Consider the following 18,592-nt stretch of genomic DNA (forward strand, 5'->3'; position numbering starts at 1 on the left):
AACAGGCGAATCAATTACATCAATTCTTCGCACAACTTGAAACAAAAACTTAACATCAGAGACTGCACAAAAAAATAAAATGATTTTGTTTCACGCAGATTTGAAAAAGATCAAAGTAGATTAAAAGTTTTTTTACCACAAATTACACAAATTTACACAAATTAAGAATGTAAAATTTAGCTACTCCTGATAGCTATGAGGATAGAAAGATCAATACCTGTTTATCTATACTTTTTACCACAACCCGAGCGACAGCGAACAGGCGAATCAATTGCATCAATTCTTCGCACAACTTGAAACAAAAACTTAACATCAGCTACTGCACAAAAAAATAAAATGATTTTGTTTCACGCAGATTTGAAAAAGATTAAAGCAGATTAAAATGGATTTAATTTTTAAACTTTAATAATGAATATATTTGCGCAGATCTGCCCAAATCTTTTTAAATCTGCGTGAAAAAAGAGTTTATGAAGTCTTTCTCTTTGCCAGCACTCTATTCATCGCAAAAAAATTCAAATAAAAAAGCTGCCAAAACATTAGTGTGTTTCGACAGCTCCAAAAAAAAAAAAAAATATCAATCTTTATCTCTAGAAAGAGTATGTTGTAGCAATTAGTGCGTAGAATGATCCGCCTGTTGGTAAAGCATCTTTATCTAAAAAGATATCTTCTGAAGCAGCATCGTATCTTAACTCAGGAATTATCGTTAGTTTTCCAACTTTATAATTTAAAGAAACTGTATTTGCAAAAACACTAGATCCCATTAATGTTCCAACATTGGCTGCAGCATCTTTAGCATCGAAATATTCCATTCTGTAAGCTAAGCTCAATGATGGTTTGAAAGCATAATTAGCATATCCAACTACTGAAAACCAATCACCATCTAACTCGCTGTCGAAATCATTTTTAGTTTTAGCATATGTTGCATTAAATCCTAAAGAAAAAGCATCAGTAATTGTTTTTGATGCCACAAAATCGATTTGTGTTTTATTTTCATCAGATGGGATTACTATAGTTCCCGGAGTTGGATTTGTACTTCCTGATGTAAAGTTCAAATACGCACTTCCTGTTTCTCCTATATAACCCAATTGCGCTATATATGTTTTTTGAGTTGAACCGGCATCCATAGCTGATTTAAAATCAGTAGGATTTGTAATTCCTGCCATCGCAGTAAACTTTCCTGATGTATACTGTGCTTTTACTCCAGTATTAAAGAATGGCCCATAAGAAAAGGCGTAAGACATGCTGTAGTTTTTATTTCCTACCGCATCTAATACCTCATACCCTATATGTGTACCAAAACTACCTGCCACTACTTTAAATTCATCTGTTATCTGATAAGTGAAAAATAACTGTTTAATTAAAAATTTTGCATCAATATCTTTATCTGTTGTTTCATTATATGAAAATTCTCCTGCTCTTTTTCCGAAACCTAAGTCTACAAAAACAGAGGCTTTCCCAAATGTGTGTGCTGCCTGTACAGAGGCCATTCCTAATTCGAATGAATCTTGTGAGTTGGTAAAGCTCGTTAATCCGTTCATTTGTTTTGAAAAATCATATTTATAATAAGCATCTGCGGATCCTCCCCAAGTTGTTGCTGGCGAAGTCGTGGTTTCAGTATCTTCTTGAGCAAAAGCAAAAGAACTCGTTAACATCGCGGCAAAAATGTGTAATACTTTTTTCATGTGTAATTGGTTTTTGGTTATTAATTGATTCTGGTTAGTTAATCTTTTATATATGTATTGTAATACTATAAGTCCCTTTTTAAAACCTCTTTTCTGCCTCTAAAACATCTTCATTTTCATTAGCGAATTTATTAACTTTTGTATGAGTAGAATAACTGAAGTCTATTTTTTTGATGTTTTGATAGCAGAATTATGGATTACAAAAATTAAATTAACAATAATCGTGATTTGACATTTATAAAGAATATTTTTTGAAAATTCAACAACGGATTTTATTGTGTTTTTAACCAAAAACACACACTTAATCAAAATTACACATTAAAAATAACCACAAAACAACCAAAAAACTCATTCAAAAATAAAATACCCCCTAAAAAAATAGGGGTATTACTAAAACACAAAATAAAAATAAATCAAAACAAGCATTTATATAACAAATGATCCAGTTCAAGTTATAAAGTCTAAATTCCTACAAAAATACAATGCTAAAACTCTCATTTTGACAGATATTAAACCAAAATTTGTACAAGCGGATAGCACCAAATGATCCCAAAGAATGGAACAAAAAAAGGACGCACAATTGTGCGTCCTTATACCGATAAATTACCATTAAAATTAATCCCACGAATTTCTTCCTGGTCGCTTACCTATTTTTTATCACTGGAAAACAAATAGGCATTAGCATCCACACTAATCCCATATATTATATTTTTTGAAATATTGACGGGCGATGATTCCGGATTCTTTTAAATCTTCCATTTTCCATTTACCGGTAGATTTAGCTGATTTTTTCAAGATAGAACAGGTTTCATCTTTATCAGAAACAGACCAGGTAATCCAGCTTAGTTTTCTGGCTTCCATCCAATCGATATATTCCTGCCATGCTTTTAGATCTAACGGGCCATCACCTGTAGCTTCCATTCCTGCAGATTCTGATACAAAAATGGGTAAACCTTTATTTATAGCTGCATCTGTTTTATCTCTAAGTTCCTTACCATGTGTTGCAGCATAAAAATGCATTGTATACATTATATTAGTATAACCCAAAATAGGATCGGCTGCAGCAAGATCTACATCCTGATCCCAATGTGGGGAACCAACCAAAATAATATTTTTAGGATCATTTTCCCTGATCACTTTTATTACTTCTTCAGAATAGGCCTTAACCTCTGCCCAGCTTTCATGATCGGGCTCATTAAATATCTCATATATAATATTGGGATATTTAGAATATTTCTTAGAAATCTCTGCAAAAAACTCTTTGGCTTCTTTCAAATTAATATTATGACTGTGCCAATCGACAATGACATAAATATCAGATTTAATCGCTCCTTTTATAACGGCTTCGATTTTTTCTTTCGAAAATTTCGGATCCTTCAGGTAGGAGTATTCTCCAAGCTCAACACCCATAGCAGCACGAACAACATTACAGTTAAAATCTTTTTTGAGCCATTGAACTGCTTTTTCATTATAAAACCTTGGCCACATACTATGCCAGCCAAAACTCATTCCTCTTAAAACAATAGGTTTATTGCCACTATCTACTAATTGAGTGCCCGAAACACTAAGATATCTATGTGTTTTAACCTGGGCATTTAGAAATGTAAAAGCGAACATAAAAGTGACAAGAAATATTTTATTCTTCAACTTCATAATAAAAGATTTAATAAGATAATTTTAATGTAATCACATCATGAGAAGCAAGCTCTGAAACAAAACTCTTCTTCGTACTTCCTATTTCTTTATTCTTCCAAAGGTCTTTCAATTTGTAAATTGTTTTATTAAAATCGGCTTCATAACCAAAATCTGCATCTTTGATTAAATGCTTTTTCCAATCGAAATTAATCTTTTTACTTACTTCACTTCTATTCAAAAAAGTAACTGCCCAATTTCCATCTGATAAAGGTTTTACCCAAACTTCCAATCCGTCTTCTGCTGAATATTTAAACCCCTGAATTCCTAATTTATCCTGATTTATTGCGATCAAATCTTTATTGGTTAAAATTGCCAGAGTTTCTTTAGACATTTTTCTGAAATCATTTCCGGCTACAAGCGGAGACGAAAGCATACACCAAATGGCAAAATGCGATTTATCTTCGGTGTCATTCATTTCGTTTCCAACTTCCATCATATCAAAATCATTCCAATGATCAGGACCTGAATATTTACGAATATCTTTTCTCATTTCGGCTATCTTCATAAATCCCCATGATGACCAATTTTCAGGATGTTTGAATTCACAATCGAAACAAGGATAAATGTCGCCCGAGATTCTCCAAAGGTTTCCAACCGGTTTGCCCCACTCCCACGGTTGGTTATCTCCCCATTCGCAAAGACTAAAAACAATAGGTCTTCCGGCAATTTTTAGTGCGTTGCTCATTGTTGTATAGGCTTCCGGAGCGGTAATTCCTTTTGTATTGCACCAATCATATTTAAGAAAATCAATTTCTAGTTTAGCATAAAATCTCGCGTCCTGATATTCATAACCACGAGTTCCCGGATAACCTGCACAAGTTTGCGTTCCTGCACAATTATACAATCCAAATTTTAATCCTTTGCTATGCACATAATCTACCACAGCTTTCATTCCGTTTGGAAACTTTACTGGATCGGGAACCAAATCTCCATTAGCATCACGCTCTCTTGTCATCCAGCCATCATCTAGAACAATATAATTGTATCCTGCGGCAGCCATTCCTGACGAGACCATTATATCTGCGGTTTCTTTTACTAATTTTTCGTCGATACTTGTACCAAAGGTGTTCCAGGAATTCCAACCCATAGGAGGTGTCATGGCTAAACCTTCGAATTTTCCTGCTGTTTGTGTATGTGTATTTCCCTGGCTAAAGCTAAAATTGAACCAGATTAAAAAGGCGAATACTACTATTGATTTTTTCATTATAATTTATTTTTGATATTTTTTATTCTTTATAATATTGAAGAATGCTTTAATTTAATACATTAGTAATTAACGATATAAAAAACTCCAAATCGATTAGCTCGAAATGGAGTTCTTTTTTTAAGAACAACTTTTTTTAATTCACAACTAAATTTTTAGTTTTTACCGTTCCATTTGGATACGTTACCTGAACAATATAAATTCCTGCAGTCAAAGATGGCCCTATAGCCGTTCTGAGCGGAATATAGGTACTTGGACCCAATAATGAAAATGTAAATTTTAAAGCACCTGAACTATTATAAATTCTACAAGTTGCCGGAGCTTGCGATGAAACTGCAGTTGCTACGATAGTAATATATCCATCACTATACGGATTTGGCGATACCGTAAATTCATAATTTGGACCCGGATTTGGCGTGTTATTTATACAACCTGTTAAGTTTAACGAAACCGAATTACTATATGTGGTCGACGATACAGTATTCGACTGACATCCTGATAGTGATGTTGTACTTGTTACATCATACAAAAAATAAGATTGCCCGTTTAATGGTAATTTTAATTCAAATACATTTTTTGAGGTTTGTGTTACTATAATACTGGGATCCGGCACTCTTGGTGCGATTGAAAAATTTGTGTTTGGGCTTGGATTTGGATCTGTTGTTACGGTTAATGTTATAATATGATATTGACTGGTACAATAATCATTTGTTTTTGTTACAAGGTAATTAGGCTGTACAGGCACTTCTGGCGCAACGAATGTAATTTGTTTTACTGCTACAACCGTACCTCCGCTTTTAAATTCTACTTTGAGAATTTCTCCTCCGGCAATAAATCCCGGGTACTTATACAAAACTTTAAAAAGCGTCAAAGGCGATGGATTTCCTGAAAAGGTTACCAGTGGATCTGTACAAGACCACACTACCTCATCATAAGGTACACTTGGTGCTACCACTGAATAAGAAGGATTTGAGGCTACACAATAAGGATTTAAGCCTGTAATTTCCTGAGCATTTGACCGATAGCCCATTAAAATTAAAATAAAACTTAATAAACAAAGTTTTAGTTTGGTTGAAAATTGAAAGTCATTTTTTTTCATAAATTCTCTTTTTTGGTTTGTTAATATGAAATAAATTTAACCAGAAAAACAGATAAAAAAAGATACTATTTTCTCAAATAGCAGTACTAAACAATCATACAACAAACTGATTATCAGCAAACAAATAAATTTTCATAAAAAATATTCCCTAATTGAATGAATTAGGGAATACTTTAAACAAAACTCAAAATAAAAACCTTCTTTTATAAGAAACCTATGTCATCAAAATACACAATTCCAGGTTCACCTGAATATTCCTGAATGTTTAATGAACTTATCGTTGCACCAATCTTATCTGCTTTAAGATCCGAAAACGGAATTGAAAGATTATTCCACTCTCCCGCTTTTACCTCAACAGAAAAACCTGTAGCCCAAGGTAAATCAGTTGCGATAGAAAAGAAAAGTTTAGTTGTTTTTACAGGGAATACAGAAATCTTCAAATAACCATAATCTGCAACATTAATAGAATTAAACCCTATAGACATACCTGTCCAACCCTCATTATTTGTTCTTTTAATAGAATAAGTACCACGATTTACTCTTTCTGTATTTTGAAAATCCTGAGTACCTCCCCAGCCACCGTCCCAAACTGGTGAAGCTACTCCTGAAAAGTTATCACCATACAATAAATATCTCACACCCAGCGTAGCAATATTTGAAACACCATAAACTGTTTGTACCGTTACAAGAGCATTAGAACCATAATCTGCCGGAACCGTTACTTGTATTTCTGTTTTAGATAATACTTTAAACGTAACAACTTTGTCGTCAAACTTAACATTTTGTACTTGCACAAAATTCAGACCTTTAACAATAATATCTTCTCCAGGAGAAGGAGACGCATTAGACACGCCTTCAATTACCGGAGCCGGAGGATCTAAAGATATTACGTTGTCTAAAACATTTACAAAACCATTTGTACCATAATAATCTACTCCCGGAGCAGGTTTATCAGATCCGTTTACTTTTAAAACGCCATTTGTAACATTTACACTTAGCAAATAAAGATCTGCATCTTCTGCATTCGCCATTGTAGACAATTCGCCAGTTGTTAGATAATCAGCCTGTACACCATCTAAATAGCCTACTCTCTTTTTTACTCCTTTTACAACATGACTTAAAACCACCTCTCTTAAAACATCTACCGGAACCAGTGTGATATCAGGATATCCAAGCGAATTTACATAACCGCTTTTTACCAAATAAGCATCAAAAGCAGCATCTGTAGGAATAAAAAAAGTAAAATCGTCGGGTTTATCAAAAGTAGATTTTAATCCTGCCAAATCTATAGCTTTGGTAAAAGTCGCTAAATTAGTATTGGCTGCGATTATCCCGTAAACTGAGTTATAATTTTGCTGAGCGCCTCCAACATCTTCAATCGTATCATCGCAGGAAGAAGCCATTGCAAGCAAAAGTGCGCCTAATGCAATTTGTTTTAATTTATATAATATTTTCATAAGTTTTCTTTTTAGTAATTTTTACATCTAAAGAATTAAAAGAATTATTCTTAAATTTTGAATGACTCTTTTAATGTCTATTCACTATTTTAATATCAGACCCAAATCATCAATATAAATGGTATTCCCTCCCGCTTTACCTCCAAACTCTTGAAAAGTAATCTTATTTAGCTCTGTCGGATTATTAAAAGCACTGAACGGAATTTCAACATAAGTCCAGTCAGATGAAAAGTCGTATGAAGGTTTAATTACGTCACTTCCATTTAGGAAAACACCAATTTTACCAGCATTTTGCCCTCTTAAACTCACTCTGATTCCTTTATATCTAGAAAGATCAACTTGAGAGATAACGACCATAAATTCTAATCCTCCCCATTGATGAGCGGTCCATGAAATACATTTTGCACCTTGTTTAGGATCTTTAGTATAAGCATCGTTATAAGGATTAGCTGCATTCCATAACGCATAACCACCACTTAGCGAAGTATAAGCATCGTCGTAAATAGCACTTCCAAATGATTGTCCCGCAACGGTTGTACCTGAAACATTGGTAACAGATAATCTTTTGTACTGAATATCGTCCGGCACTTTTACTGTAAGCTCTGTTAATGAAGAAGAAATTGGTTCGACTTTAGTGGTTCCAAAATTTACAACCGGACGAAGGAAATAATCACCAGTAATTGTGATTATATCTCCGGGAGTAGGATTAATAGGAAAACCTGTAATACTAGGAAAAGGAGGTCTCACTTTTACGGAATAAACTAATGTTCCGATATTAGTAACCAATTTCATCTCATCCATTTCGTTATAATAAGGAGTATCTGAATCGACAGTTACCACAATCACATTATCAGTAACCAGGGTTGGATTAAATATAGTTTCTAAACCATTAAAAGAAATTGTTTTTAAAGTCGAAAAACCAGAACCTCTAATAATATAAGTATTACCCGCATTGATAACATCTGTTGGCACATCGACCTGTCTGTCACCCTCTATCAAGGGATCATCTATAACCGATTTGCTAATTCCCGTTATGGCTAATGTACCCGAAGAACCTCCGTCGTCATTAGAACAAGAATTAAGTAAGAAAATTGAAACTGAAGCCAGTAAATAAAACTTCAATGCCAGTATTTTTTTTATATTTTTCATGATTGTTTTTTCTTTAAGGTTTATTTAAAAACGTAAGGAACCGGAGCTTCTTTTAATTTTGGATTTTTCCTAACATCATTCGCTGGTTTAGGAAAAATAAAATCAGTTTCTACAGGTGTATAATGTTTTACTCCTTCATAATCAGAACCTCTGTCTTGTTTCGAAATAATATCAATAGCCTCAGCTCTTGGCAATCTTCCTAAATCATACCAGAATTCTCCCTCAAAAGCAAACTCTACTCTACGCTCTTGAAACAACGCTTTTTTGGTCAATGGTACATTAACGCCTAATTCAGCTAATCCCGCTCTTTTTCTGATTTTATTAAAAGATGCTTTAGCCGCAGGATCACTAGTTTCGCTCGCTCCAGCCAAAATTGCTTCGGCATGAATTAATAAAAGATCAGCATAACGCATGATATAATTACAGTTGCTCATCGCACCCCAATTGTCTGCCGGACCAGTTTCGCCTGTTTCCTGACCTACAACATATTTTTTTACTGCTGCTCCTGTTGCATCTAAAACATTTGGATATTTTGCTTTATCTAATGTAAACCCTACTACATCATCTCCTTTTAGTGCCGGATAAGTATCTCCGTAAATCATATAAGATTCTTTTCTTCTTACGTCTCCTATTTCAAAAGCTTCCTGAATATCATTGCTAGGAATATATACAGCTCCATAAGATACTCTGTCATTTAAAATATCTAAACCATATTGCACATTCGAAAAATTTCCTGCCTGATATTCGTTTACAGCTCCAGACCATTGCCAGGAATAAATAGACTCTTCGTTATTGTTTTTACTAGTCAAAAACAAATCGGCGTAATTAGGTAAAAGACCAAATTCTCCTGAATTAATTACTTTCTCCGCCATTAATTTTGCGTTTGGATAATCTCTTTCATAAAGATATACTTTAGCCAAAAATGACTCTGCAGTTCCTTGAGAAACAAAAACATTCTCTGTACTTCCTCCTCTTAATCTCACTTTTGATTTAAGGTTTGCCGCAGCATATTTTAAATCATTTTCGATGAATTTATAAACATCTTCGATTCTATTTGTATTCACCATCGGGTTTTTAGCAAGTGCTAAATTATCCTCGATGATAGGCACCGGACCAAACAAACGAACTAAATAAAAATAAGAAACTGCTCTGAAAAAATGAGCCTCGGCAATGGTATTTTTAATTACAGCCGGACTTACACCTTCTTTTGCATTTTTATCTAAATTATTAATCAAATCATTTGATTGTGCAATAATACTAAAACAAGATCTCCACGGATCTGATAAGATGAAACTGTCTGAAGTTAATTTAAACTGAATTACTTCATTTCCGTCAACATTAGACCAGCAGTTTCCTGATGACAATTCCGAAAGCGCGTAAAAACATTTAGTATAAAACGGCGCCCACATTCTTCCGTACATTCCGTAAGTAGTGCGCTGCACCTGCTCATCCGAAGTATAAAAGTTATCGCTAACATATCCATCCTGTACAGGTCGATCTAAGTAATCATCACTACACGAAGCAGATAAAGCCAGTAAAACAAAAACTGCTAAGCTTTTAAAATTTATTTTATATATTTTCATAATAGTTTTTATTAAAATTCAACATTCATCCCAAAAGTAATTGTGCGGTTTGTAGGGTAACGTCCCGAATCAATTCCGCTCAATAAAGCATTTTGGTTGTAGTCTCCAATTTCCGGATCATAACCAGTGTATTTTGTGAAAGTGTAAAGATTTTGAACACTTGCATAAAATCTTAATTTGCTTAATTTAGTTTTAGAAATCACATCTGATGGTAAACTATATCCAAAGGTTAACTGCGAAATTTTCAAATAAGAACCATCTTCTACATATCGATCAGAGATGGCAATATTTGGATGTCCGTCTCCGCCGTCTGGTCTAGGATATTTTGCATTAGGATTATCCGGTGTCCAGAAATCTGCCGCTTCTGCTAATTGATTTTCGTATAAACGTTGATTTTTCGTTGCAGCTCTTCTGGTTAAGTTCATTACTTTATTCCCTTGAGATCCTGTCAAGAAAACAGAAAGATCAAGATTTTTGTATCTAAATTGATTGTTGAAACTATAAATAAAGTCAGCCTGTGGATTCCCGATATACGTTAAATCCTTTTCGTCGATCAATCCGTCTTTGTTTTGATCTACATATTCTACATCTCCCAGAACACTTTTTACTGCTTTGTTTCCTGTATAAGGAATTGGCGCATTTGCTAATTGTTCATTTGTTCTAATGATTCCTACCGTTTGGTATCCGTAAAACTGACCTATTGGCTGACCAACTTCACTTTTCGTTACTGTTTTAGTCGTATAACCATTTACCTGAACATCTTTTATTAAATCAAAATTATCAACCAAGCTCAACAATTTGTTGTTGTTTTTAGAGAACATAAGAGTAGCATCCCATGAAAAGTTTTTAGAAAAACTGTTCGAATATTTAAGCGTTGCCTCAATACCCTGATTTCTCATACTTCCTAAGTTTACTGTTGGCGCTGCCAAACCACCCTGATATTGCTCTAAACCTGTAACGTAACTTGGCAAAGGCAATACGAATAAAAATCCTGAAGATTGTTTTCTGTAAACATCAATAGTGGCAAACAATTTCGATTTAAATAAACTAAAGTCCAGACCTAAGTTACTGTCTTCTGCTTTTTGCCATGTTAAATCCGGATTGGCAATATTACCCGCAGTAAAGAAATTCCCTAAAGCCGATTTTATTGTCTGAATATTAGACCCATACAATCCGCCGCTAATATTTTGGTTTCCTGTTTCACCATATCCAATTCTAAATTTAATATTGTCGATATACTCTTTTGTACCTTCCATGAATTTTTCATTCGAAAGTTTCCAAGATCCTGAAATCGACGGAAAGTAACCCCATCTTTTATCTTCGGCAAAATTCGAACTTCCGTCAGCTCTTACTGTAGCCTGCAAAAAGTATTTATTATCAAAGTTATAATTTAAAGATCCTAAGAAAGAGTATAAAGCATTTTCTCCTTTATATTCGCTGGCTACTAATGTTTTTTGGTCTCCAAGATTTATAGAGTGAACATCATTACTTAATAAACCACTTATAGACTGACTGCCTCCAAACCAATGAGAATCATTTGCCTCCTGAAGCGCCATAACATTAAAGTTATGTTTCCCTAAAGAAATATTATAGGTAAGCATATTTTTAAGATTCAGTCCGTACCAGGTATTCGATCTTTCCTGAAGCTGATTTACCTTATTTACAGCAGCTCCCCATGCATAAGTAGGCTGAAATCCTTCAAAGTTTTGGATATTGGTCGAACCTCCAAATTCAAAACGATAATCTAATCCTTTTGCTAATTTTACAGTAGCATAAAAATTTCCCTGAAAATTCTTTTGTACCAGATAATTTGTATTCATCAAAGTACTGGCAACAGGATTAATCCATGCGCCTTGTGTACCATCTTTAGGCGGTCCGGCATAAGTCCCGTCTAAATTTTTAACCGCTACATCCGGAGTCGATAATATTGTTGTACCAATAATACCATCGCTATATCCTTCAATAGTTATATTTTGGTTTGTGATTCCTGTATTAATAGTGATACCCATTGTCAGCCAGTCTTTCACTTTAGCCTCCAGATTGGTTTTAAAAGTATATCTTTTAAAATCAGATCCAATAACAACTCCGTCCTGATTCAAATATCCTCCGGAAACATAATAACTCATATTATCCTTTGCTCCTGAAAAAGACAACTGGTGACTTGTCATCAAAGCTGTTCTGTATATTTCGTCCTGCCAGTTTGTACCTTTCCCTAAAACCGAAGGCACTGCAAATTCATCTCTTGGCGCTACACCGTAATATTGAGCCAATGCATTTTGTTGTGTAGCATACTGACTAAGATCCATTGTTTTAAGTAGTCTTGTAACATTTTGTGTAGAAAAAGCAGTATCATACGTTATTTTTCCAGTTCCTTTTTTACCTTTTTTAGTAGTAATAATTACAACACCATTCGAAGCCCTTGAACCATAAACCGCAGCAGAAGCAGCATCTTTAAGAATGTCCATAGTCTCAATATCATTCGGGTTTAAAAATGCCAACGGGCTATTGGTTACACTTCCTGTATTTGTACCAATATAACCACTAACAATTGTTCCTCCTGTAGCCTGATTTGTAGCGTCTCCTGAAATAGGAATACCATCTACAATATATAACGGTTCATTACTACCACCTAACGATGCACTACCACGAATCTTTACAGAAATACTTCCTCCCGGTTTTCCTGAATTATTGGTAACAACAACCCCGGCAGCTCTACCCTGAAGTAATTGCTCTACTGTTACTTGTTGAGAATCCTTAAAATCCTTTGCCGTTACTGATGAAATTGCACCTGTAACATCTTTTCTTTTCTGGTTACGATACCCAACGTTTACAAGCACTTCACGTAAATCCTCGGCACTAAGTTTTAAAACTACGTTTATCTTGCCTCCGTTTTTTACATTAATGGTCTGAGTAACATATCCAATAAACGAAACTGAAATACTAGCGTTCGCTGGCGCATCAATAGAATAGTTTCCGTCAAAATCTGTTGAAACTGATTTCTTAGTTCCTGTTACCATGACATTTGCGCCTGGTATCGAAAGTCCTTTTTCATCAGATACTATTCCTGTTACCTTAACCTGAGCTGTAATACAATTACTGGTCAGCAACAAAAATAAAATCAAAGGAACTACTCTGTGGTTAGCGTTCCAATGAATGAAGTTAGTCATTAGTTTTTTCATAATAAATGTTTGGTTAGTTTAAATTTGTTCTTAATTCAAGTCATAAAAAAAAGGATTGTATTTATTTCTTAAATTATTTAACAAATCTATAACACAAGTAAACATTAAATCGATAGTATTATATCATTTGATGATAATATTTTTACTATAACGTTTTAAAAAAACACATATGAAAATAAAAAGTATAAAAAATTACATTATTCGCAAATCAACCCTATTAAATTACTTGATCTTATAAATAAAATTAATGAATTCGCTTAAAAGCAAACGATTTCGTTAAAAATAATATTTGTTTGTGCAAAAAAAGTATCACTACAAAATACGTTTTAATCCAGAAAAATCTTCTCTATATTGGCTGGGTGTGCAATTTTTAATAGCTTTAAAACTACGATTAAAATTGGCAATGTTATTAAAACCCGATTTAAAGGCAACCTCAGAAACGCTCATATCTTTTTCTACCAGCCAGCGTGCCGCATACCCAATTCGGATATCATTGATATAGTTTACAAAAGTTTTTCCCGTACGTTTTTTAATAAATCGGTTAAAAGAAATAATCGACATACTCGCAACACTGGCAACATCCTCTAAAGTTATTTTTTCTGCAAAATGTTTCTGCACATATTCATAAACCAGCTTCATTTTATCATAATCATCAAACGTATCATAATCTACAGTATAAGTCGACAGCAAACGTTGATTCCTGGAATTTGCCAAATCATATAATAAAGAAGTAATTTCTAAAAAATAGTCCATACCATCTAATTTAGAAAGCTTTACCAGTCTTGGAGTTAATTCTTCGGCTACTTTTTTCGAAAATAAAATACCGTGAATCGATCGGTTAAACATATCCCGAATAGGATTCATAATACGTCGTGACAATAAAGATTCATGAAAAAGATCGTTATGAAACTGAATCGTAATTTCGTGAATTTTTTTGCTTGTACATTTATTTAATTCCCAACCGTGATATAAATTTGGACCAATCAAAACCAATTCGACACTGTCAATTTCTTCAATATTATCACCCACGACACGCTTCACTCCTTTGCCATTTAAAATAAAATTAATCTCAAATTCCGGATGATAATGTACCGGAAAATCAAAACTATCTTTTACTCTGTCGAAAACTAAAAAACTATCTCCAGCCGAAAGCGGAGCGATTTCTCTATAAAAATTTTTAGTGCTGCTCATCTTTAAGAACTATTTTAAGAAGTGATATTGAATTTTTTATTTGCAATAATATGATATATAATTGATAAAATAATATTAATTACACGATAAACATCCCATTATCTTTGAAAAATAGAATTATCATTTTTATAAAAACAACATTGATAATAAACATTAATCATTTTTAATGCAATAAGTTTTTATAGTTTTGATAATTATAACCCAAAAACAATAATGATTTAAAGATTAAAAAAATGAAGATTTTATAAGCTGTTTTTGAATTGTTACTTTTACACTTATATCACTGATAAACAACCATATTTCTAATGAAAAAAAACATAATAATAGTAATAGCAGCAATATTCATAGGCACTTCTTGTTCATCGCAACAATTTATAAGTAATACTAATTTGTCACTTTCAGATAAAAAAGCTACACCAGAAACCGTTTCTTTATATAAAAAGCTCAATCAATTAACTCAGAAAGGATACATGTTTGGTCATCAGGATGATCTTGCTTATGGTGTAAACTGGAAATATGAAAATGGTCGAAGCGATATAAAAGATGTCGTAGGCGATTATCCTGCCGTTTATGGCTGGGACCTTGCGGGTCTTGAAAAAGACAGTCCTGATAATATAGACGGAATTCCATTTACAAAAATGAAACAATTTATAGAAGAAAGCCACGAAAGAGGCGGAATCACCACTATAAGCTGGCATTTTGACAATCCGGCAACCGGAAAAAGTGCCTGGGATAACACACCAAATTCATTAAAAACAGTTTTACCCGGCGGTGAAAACCATCAAAAATTTACCGTTTGGTTAGACAAAGCAGCCAATTATCTATTATCGCTAAAAGATAAAAAAGGAAAAAATATTCCAGTGCTTTTCAGACCTTATCATGAACTTACCGGAGGCTGGTTCTGGTGGGGAAAAGGAAATGGTACGCCTGAAGAATTCAAATCGGTATGGAAATTTACTTTTGATTATCTGCAAAAAAAGGGAGTTCATAATTTAATTTATATTTACAATACAAGCAGTTTCAGTTCGAAAGAAGATTTTTTGGCAAACTATCCGGGTGATAATTATGCTGATGTTATAAGTTTCGATTCTTATCAAAATAACGACGACAAACAAGGTGAAAAATTCATTGCAGAAGTTCAGAATCAGTTAAAAATCATCAAGGAAATTGGCATTGAAAAACACAAATTAATTGCCATTGCAGAAGCGGGTTACGAAGCAATTCCAGACCCAAAATGGTGGACAGGAACTTTATCAAAAGCTATTGGTGATTATAAAATTTCCTATGTTTTATTATGGAGAAACCACGGCTGGCAGGAAAAAGAACAAAAAATGCATTATTACGCGCCATATACAGGACAAATAAGCGCAAAGGATTTTGTTGATTTTTATAATCTCGACAAAACTTTATTCGAAAAAGACATTAAAAAAAATTAAAAATTGAGAATTAAAAATTAAAAATCTGCTTGATCTGCGTGCTAAAAAATCAACACATAGAAACAGAGATTTTTTTTAAAATTAAAAATTGAGAATTAAAAATTAAAAATCTGCTTAAATCTGCGTGATCTGCGTGCAAAAATTTCAACACATAGAAACATAGATTTTAAGATATGGCATTCAAAATAAATTCTGTTTTTATCCGCGTTTTTACGAAGTGAATCCGTTTTATCCGCGTCAAAAAATCAACGCATAGAAACATTAAAATAACTAACCAAATCTAAATTACAACCATTAAAAAAAGCCTGATGCACGACAAAATTAGTTTAAAAGAAAAAATAGGATACGGTCTTGGAGACGCAGCATCTTCGATGTTCTGGAAAATCTTCAGTATGTATCTTCTATTTTTCTACACCGATGTTTTCGGATTGGCGCCTGCCGTTGTAGGAACCATGTTTTTGATTACCCGAATCTGGGATTCTTGTTTTGACCCAATTGTGGGAATCATCGCCGACCGAACAAAAAGCAAATGGGGAAAATTCAGACCTTATCTATTATGGGTTGCGGTGCCGTTTGCCGTAATTGGCGTGCTGACGTTTTACACACCAGATTTTGACGAAAAAGGAAAAATAATTTATGCCTATGTAACTTATTCGGCCATGATGATGATTTATTCCTTAATCAATGTGCCGTATGCATCGCTTTTGGGCGTAATGTCATCTGACCGAAAAGAAAGAAATACGTTATCCTCTTACAGAATGGTTTTTGCCTTTGGAGGAAGCCTTCTGGCACTTTGGCTTATTGAACCTTTAGTAAATTATTTCGGCGGAAGCCTAAACTCTAAATCAGGATGGCTTACCACAATTGCTGTTTTTGGAGTAATTACAACTGCTTTTTTCTGGGCTTGTTTTTTATTCACCAAAGAAAGAGTAAAACCAATTTCAGACGAAGAAAACAATTTAAAGGAAGATTTAAAAGATTTATTAAAAAATAAACCGTGGTGGATTTTACTCGGAGCCGGAATTGGTGCTTTGGTTTTCAACTCGATTCGTGACGGAGCTGCCGTTTATTATTTTAAATATTATGTAAGCAGCAGTGTGAATTTTGATTTCTCACTTTTCGGAACCGATTTTCACATGACGCCAACTTCAATCTATTTGGTTTTAGGACAAGCAGCCAACATCATCGGGGTAATTATCGCTACGCCAATTGCTAATAAAATTGGTAAAAAGAAAACCTTTTTTGGTGCCATGGCTTTAGCTGCAATCCTTAGTTTGATTTTCTATTTATTCGGGAAAGAAGAAATATTCTTAATCATGAGTTTTCAGGTTTTAATTAGTATTTGTGCCGGTTGTATTTTCCCGCTAATCTGGTCCATGTATGCAGATAGCGCCGATTATTCTGAATGGAAACAAGGACGCAGAGCAACAGGATTGGTTTTCTCAGCATCCTCAATGTCACAAAAATTTGGATGGACTATTGGCGGAGCCGGAGCCGGATGGCTTTTGGGTTATTACGGCTTTCAGGCCAATGTCGAGCAAACCGCCACAGCTCAAAACGGAATTCAGTTAATGTTAAGCATTCTCCCTGCCATAGCAGCCCTAATATCAGTTGCTTTTATAGCATTCTATCCATTATCCGAAGAAAAACTTCAGGTAATCGAACAAGATTTAAACGAAAAACGAGACCAAAGCAATTAAAAATACAGATACAGAAATCTATTTATATGACAGCAATAGCCACTTCAACTACATTTCAGGATAGAAAAGTAGCATTAGAAAAAGAACATAAAATACTGATCGAGCAAAAAAATGCTCCTCAGGATCATGCCGGAAACGGTATATACGAACGCTACAAAAACCCGGTTGTTACAGCAGCCCACGTACCATTGAACTGGCGTTTTGACCTTAACGAAAAAACCAATCCGTTTTTACAGGAACGCATAGGAATGAATGCCGCTTTTAATGCAGGCGCCATGAAATGGAACGGAAAATATTTGCTTGCCGTTCGTGTAGAAGGAATCGACAGAAAATCTTTTTTCGCTATAGCGGAAAGTCCAAACGGAGTGGATAATTTTAAGTTTTGGGAGAAACCATGCGTGATTCCGCAAACCGAAGAACCGGATACAAATGTGTACGATATGCGTTTGATTCATCATGAAGACGGTTGGGTTTATGGTATTTTTTGTACCGAAAGAAAAGATCCAAAAGCACCAAAAGGAGATACAAGTTCGGCTGTAGCCAATGCTGGAATTGTACGTACGAAAGATCTCGTAAACTGGGAAAGGCTGCCGGATTTAATTTCGAATACAGGACAACAGCGTAATGTAGTTTTGCATCCGGAATTTGTAAACGCAAAATATGCTTTATACACACGTCCGCAAGATGGTTTTATCGATGTTGGAGCTGGTGGCGGAATTGGTTTAGGCTACGTTGATGATATGACAAACCCAGTTGTAAAAGACGAGAAAATCATCTTCGGGAAACAATATCATACGATTTATGAATTGAAAAATGGTCTTGGCCCCGCTCCTATTAAAACCGAAAAAGGCTGGTTGCATTTGGCTCATGGAGTTCGTAACACCGCAGCTGGATTGCGTTATACACTTTATATGTTTATGACAGATTTACATGATATCAGCAAAGTAACGCACGTTCCTGCAGGACATTTTATGGGACCTGAAGGAATCGAAAGAGTTGGCGATGTATCGAATGTTTTATTCTCAAACGGATGGATTGAAGATAATGACGGAACCGTTTATGTGTATTACGCATCATCAGATACGAGAATGCATGTTGCCGTTTCATCAGTAGAAAAACTGGTTGATTATGTTACCAATGCTCCCGCAGATACTTTTATTTCTGCAGGTTCTGTGAAAACCATCATCAATCAAATCGAAAAAAACAATACAATTTAA

Annotated in this window: 12 protein-coding genes; 3 read left to right on the forward strand and 9 right to left on the reverse strand. The window is 34.3% G+C overall.

Annotated elements, in window-relative coordinates; genetic code table 11:
• Positions 1 to 587: 587 nt before the first annotated feature.
• The 9 genes from LNP81_RS26645 to LNP81_RS26685 all read right to left on the reverse strand — a co-directional run bounded on the left by LNP81_RS26645 (position 588) and on the right by LNP81_RS26685 (position 14,239).
• Positions 588 to 1,682 carry an outer membrane beta-barrel protein gene (locus LNP81_RS26645; protein WP_230040643.1) on the reverse strand — a complete coding sequence of 365 codons (1,095 nt, stop codon included), beginning with the start codon at positions 1,680 to 1,682 and terminating at the stop codon, positions 588 to 590.
• A gap of 690 nt (positions 1,683 to 2,372) precedes the next feature.
• Positions 2,373 to 3,335 (reverse strand): glycoside hydrolase family 5 protein, encoded by a 963-nt coding sequence (locus LNP81_RS26650; protein ID WP_230040644.1) that lies wholly within the window; start codon positions 3,333 to 3,335, stop codon positions 2,373 to 2,375.
• Positions 3,336 to 3,345: 10 nt separating this feature from the next.
• Positions 3,346 to 4,581, reverse strand: a complete 1,236-nt coding sequence (locus LNP81_RS26655; protein ID WP_230040645.1) for a glycoside hydrolase family 27 protein — start codon at positions 4,579 to 4,581, stop codon at positions 3,346 to 3,348.
• Between the two features lie 136 nt (positions 4,582 to 4,717).
• Entirely contained in the window at positions 4,718 to 5,680 is a 963-nt protein-coding gene (locus tag LNP81_RS26660) for a T9SS type A sorting domain-containing protein (protein ID WP_230040646.1), read from the reverse strand.
• A gap of 203 nt (positions 5,681 to 5,883) precedes the next feature.
• The gene (locus tag LNP81_RS26665) at positions 5,884 to 7,137 is read right to left on the reverse strand and encodes a fasciclin domain-containing protein (RefSeq protein ID WP_230040648.1); all 1,254 of its coding nucleotides are present in this window, start codon (positions 7,135 to 7,137) and stop codon (positions 5,884 to 5,886) included.
• Between the two features lie 84 nt (positions 7,138 to 7,221).
• On the reverse strand, positions 7,222 to 8,286 hold the full coding sequence (locus LNP81_RS26670; protein WP_230040650.1) for an IPT/TIG domain-containing protein: 1,065 nt from the start codon (positions 8,284 to 8,286) through the stop codon (positions 7,222 to 7,224).
• Between the two features lie 20 nt (positions 8,287 to 8,306).
• Positions 8,307 to 9,869, reverse strand: coding sequence for a RagB/SusD family nutrient uptake outer membrane protein (locus LNP81_RS26675; RefSeq protein WP_230040652.1), 1,563 nt, complete (start codon positions 9,867 to 9,869; stop codon positions 8,307 to 8,309).
• An 11-nt stretch (positions 9,870 to 9,880) separates the two neighbouring features.
• Positions 9,881 to 13,048, reverse strand: a complete 3,168-nt coding sequence (locus tag LNP81_RS26680; protein ID WP_230040654.1) for a SusC/RagA family TonB-linked outer membrane protein — start codon at positions 13,046 to 13,048, stop codon at positions 9,881 to 9,883.
• 312 nt (positions 13,049 to 13,360) lie between these two features.
• Positions 13,361 to 14,239 carry an AraC family transcriptional regulator gene (locus LNP81_RS26685; protein ID WP_230040656.1) on the reverse strand — a complete coding sequence of 293 codons (879 nt, stop codon included), beginning with the start codon at positions 14,237 to 14,239 and terminating at the stop codon, positions 13,361 to 13,363.
• A gap of 305 nt (positions 14,240 to 14,544) precedes the next feature.
• Here LNP81_RS26685 and LNP81_RS26690 point away from each other — a divergent pair, with 305 nt between their 5' ends.
• The 3 genes from LNP81_RS26690 to LNP81_RS26700 all read left to right on the forward strand — a co-directional run bounded on the left by LNP81_RS26690 (position 14,545) and on the right by LNP81_RS26700 (position 18,592).
• Positions 14,545 to 15,675 carry a glycoside hydrolase family 26 protein gene (locus tag LNP81_RS26690; RefSeq protein WP_230040658.1) on the forward strand — a complete coding sequence of 377 codons (1,131 nt, stop codon included), beginning with the start codon at positions 14,545 to 14,547 and terminating at the stop codon, positions 15,673 to 15,675.
• Between the two features lie 308 nt (positions 15,676 to 15,983).
• The gene (locus LNP81_RS26695; protein WP_230040660.1) at positions 15,984 to 17,375 is read left to right on the forward strand and encodes an MFS transporter; all 1,392 of its coding nucleotides are present in this window, start codon (positions 15,984 to 15,986) and stop codon (positions 17,373 to 17,375) included.
• A gap of 26 nt (positions 17,376 to 17,401) precedes the next feature.
• Complete coding sequence (locus tag LNP81_RS26700; RefSeq protein ID WP_230040663.1) at positions 17,402 to 18,592, forward strand: glycoside hydrolase family 130 protein; 1,191 nt, start codon at positions 17,402 to 17,404, stop codon at positions 18,590 to 18,592.

The sequence above is a fragment of the Flavobacterium piscisymbiosum genome, assembly GCF_020905295.1.
Taxonomy (GTDB): domain Bacteria; phylum Bacteroidota; class Bacteroidia; order Flavobacteriales; family Flavobacteriaceae; genus Flavobacterium; species Flavobacterium piscisymbiosum.

Excerpts from the sequence above, each read along its gene's own strand:
- LNP81_RS26645 (WP_230040643.1), bottom strand. The coding sequence starts at position 1,682 with ATGAAAAAAGTATTACACATTTTTGCCGCGATGTTAACGAGTTCTTTT.
- LNP81_RS26650 (WP_230040644.1), bottom strand. The coding sequence starts at position 3,335 with ATGAAGTTGAAGAATAAAATATTTCTTGTCACTTTTATGTTCGCTTTT.
- LNP81_RS26655 (WP_230040645.1), bottom strand. The coding sequence starts at position 4,581 with ATGAAAAAATCAATAGTAGTATTCGCCTTTTTAATCTGGTTCAATTTT.
- LNP81_RS26660 (WP_230040646.1), bottom strand. The coding sequence starts at position 5,680 with ATGAAAAAAAATGACTTTCAATTTTCAACCAAACTAAAACTTTGTTTA.
- LNP81_RS26665 (WP_230040648.1), bottom strand. The coding sequence starts at position 7,137 with ATGAAAATATTATATAAATTAAAACAAATTGCATTAGGCGCACTTTTG.
- LNP81_RS26670 (WP_230040650.1), bottom strand. The coding sequence starts at position 8,286 with ATGAAAAATATAAAAAAAATACTGGCATTGAAGTTTTATTTACTGGCT.
- LNP81_RS26675 (WP_230040652.1), bottom strand. The coding sequence starts at position 9,869 with ATGAAAATATATAAAATAAATTTTAAAAGCTTAGCAGTTTTTGTTTTA.
- LNP81_RS26680 (WP_230040654.1), bottom strand. The coding sequence starts at position 13,048 with ATGAAAAAACTAATGACTAACTTCATTCATTGGAACGCTAACCACAGA.
- LNP81_RS26685 (WP_230040656.1), bottom strand. The coding sequence starts at position 14,239 with ATGAGCAGCACTAAAAATTTTTATAGAGAAATCGCTCCGCTTTCGGCT.
- LNP81_RS26690 (WP_230040658.1), top strand. The coding sequence starts at position 14,545 with ATGAAAAAAAACATAATAATAGTAATAGCAGCAATATTCATAGGCACT.
- LNP81_RS26695 (WP_230040660.1), top strand. The coding sequence starts at position 15,984 with ATGCACGACAAAATTAGTTTAAAAGAAAAAATAGGATACGGTCTTGGA.
- LNP81_RS26700 (WP_230040663.1), top strand. The coding sequence starts at position 17,402 with ATGACAGCAATAGCCACTTCAACTACATTTCAGGATAGAAAAGTAGCA.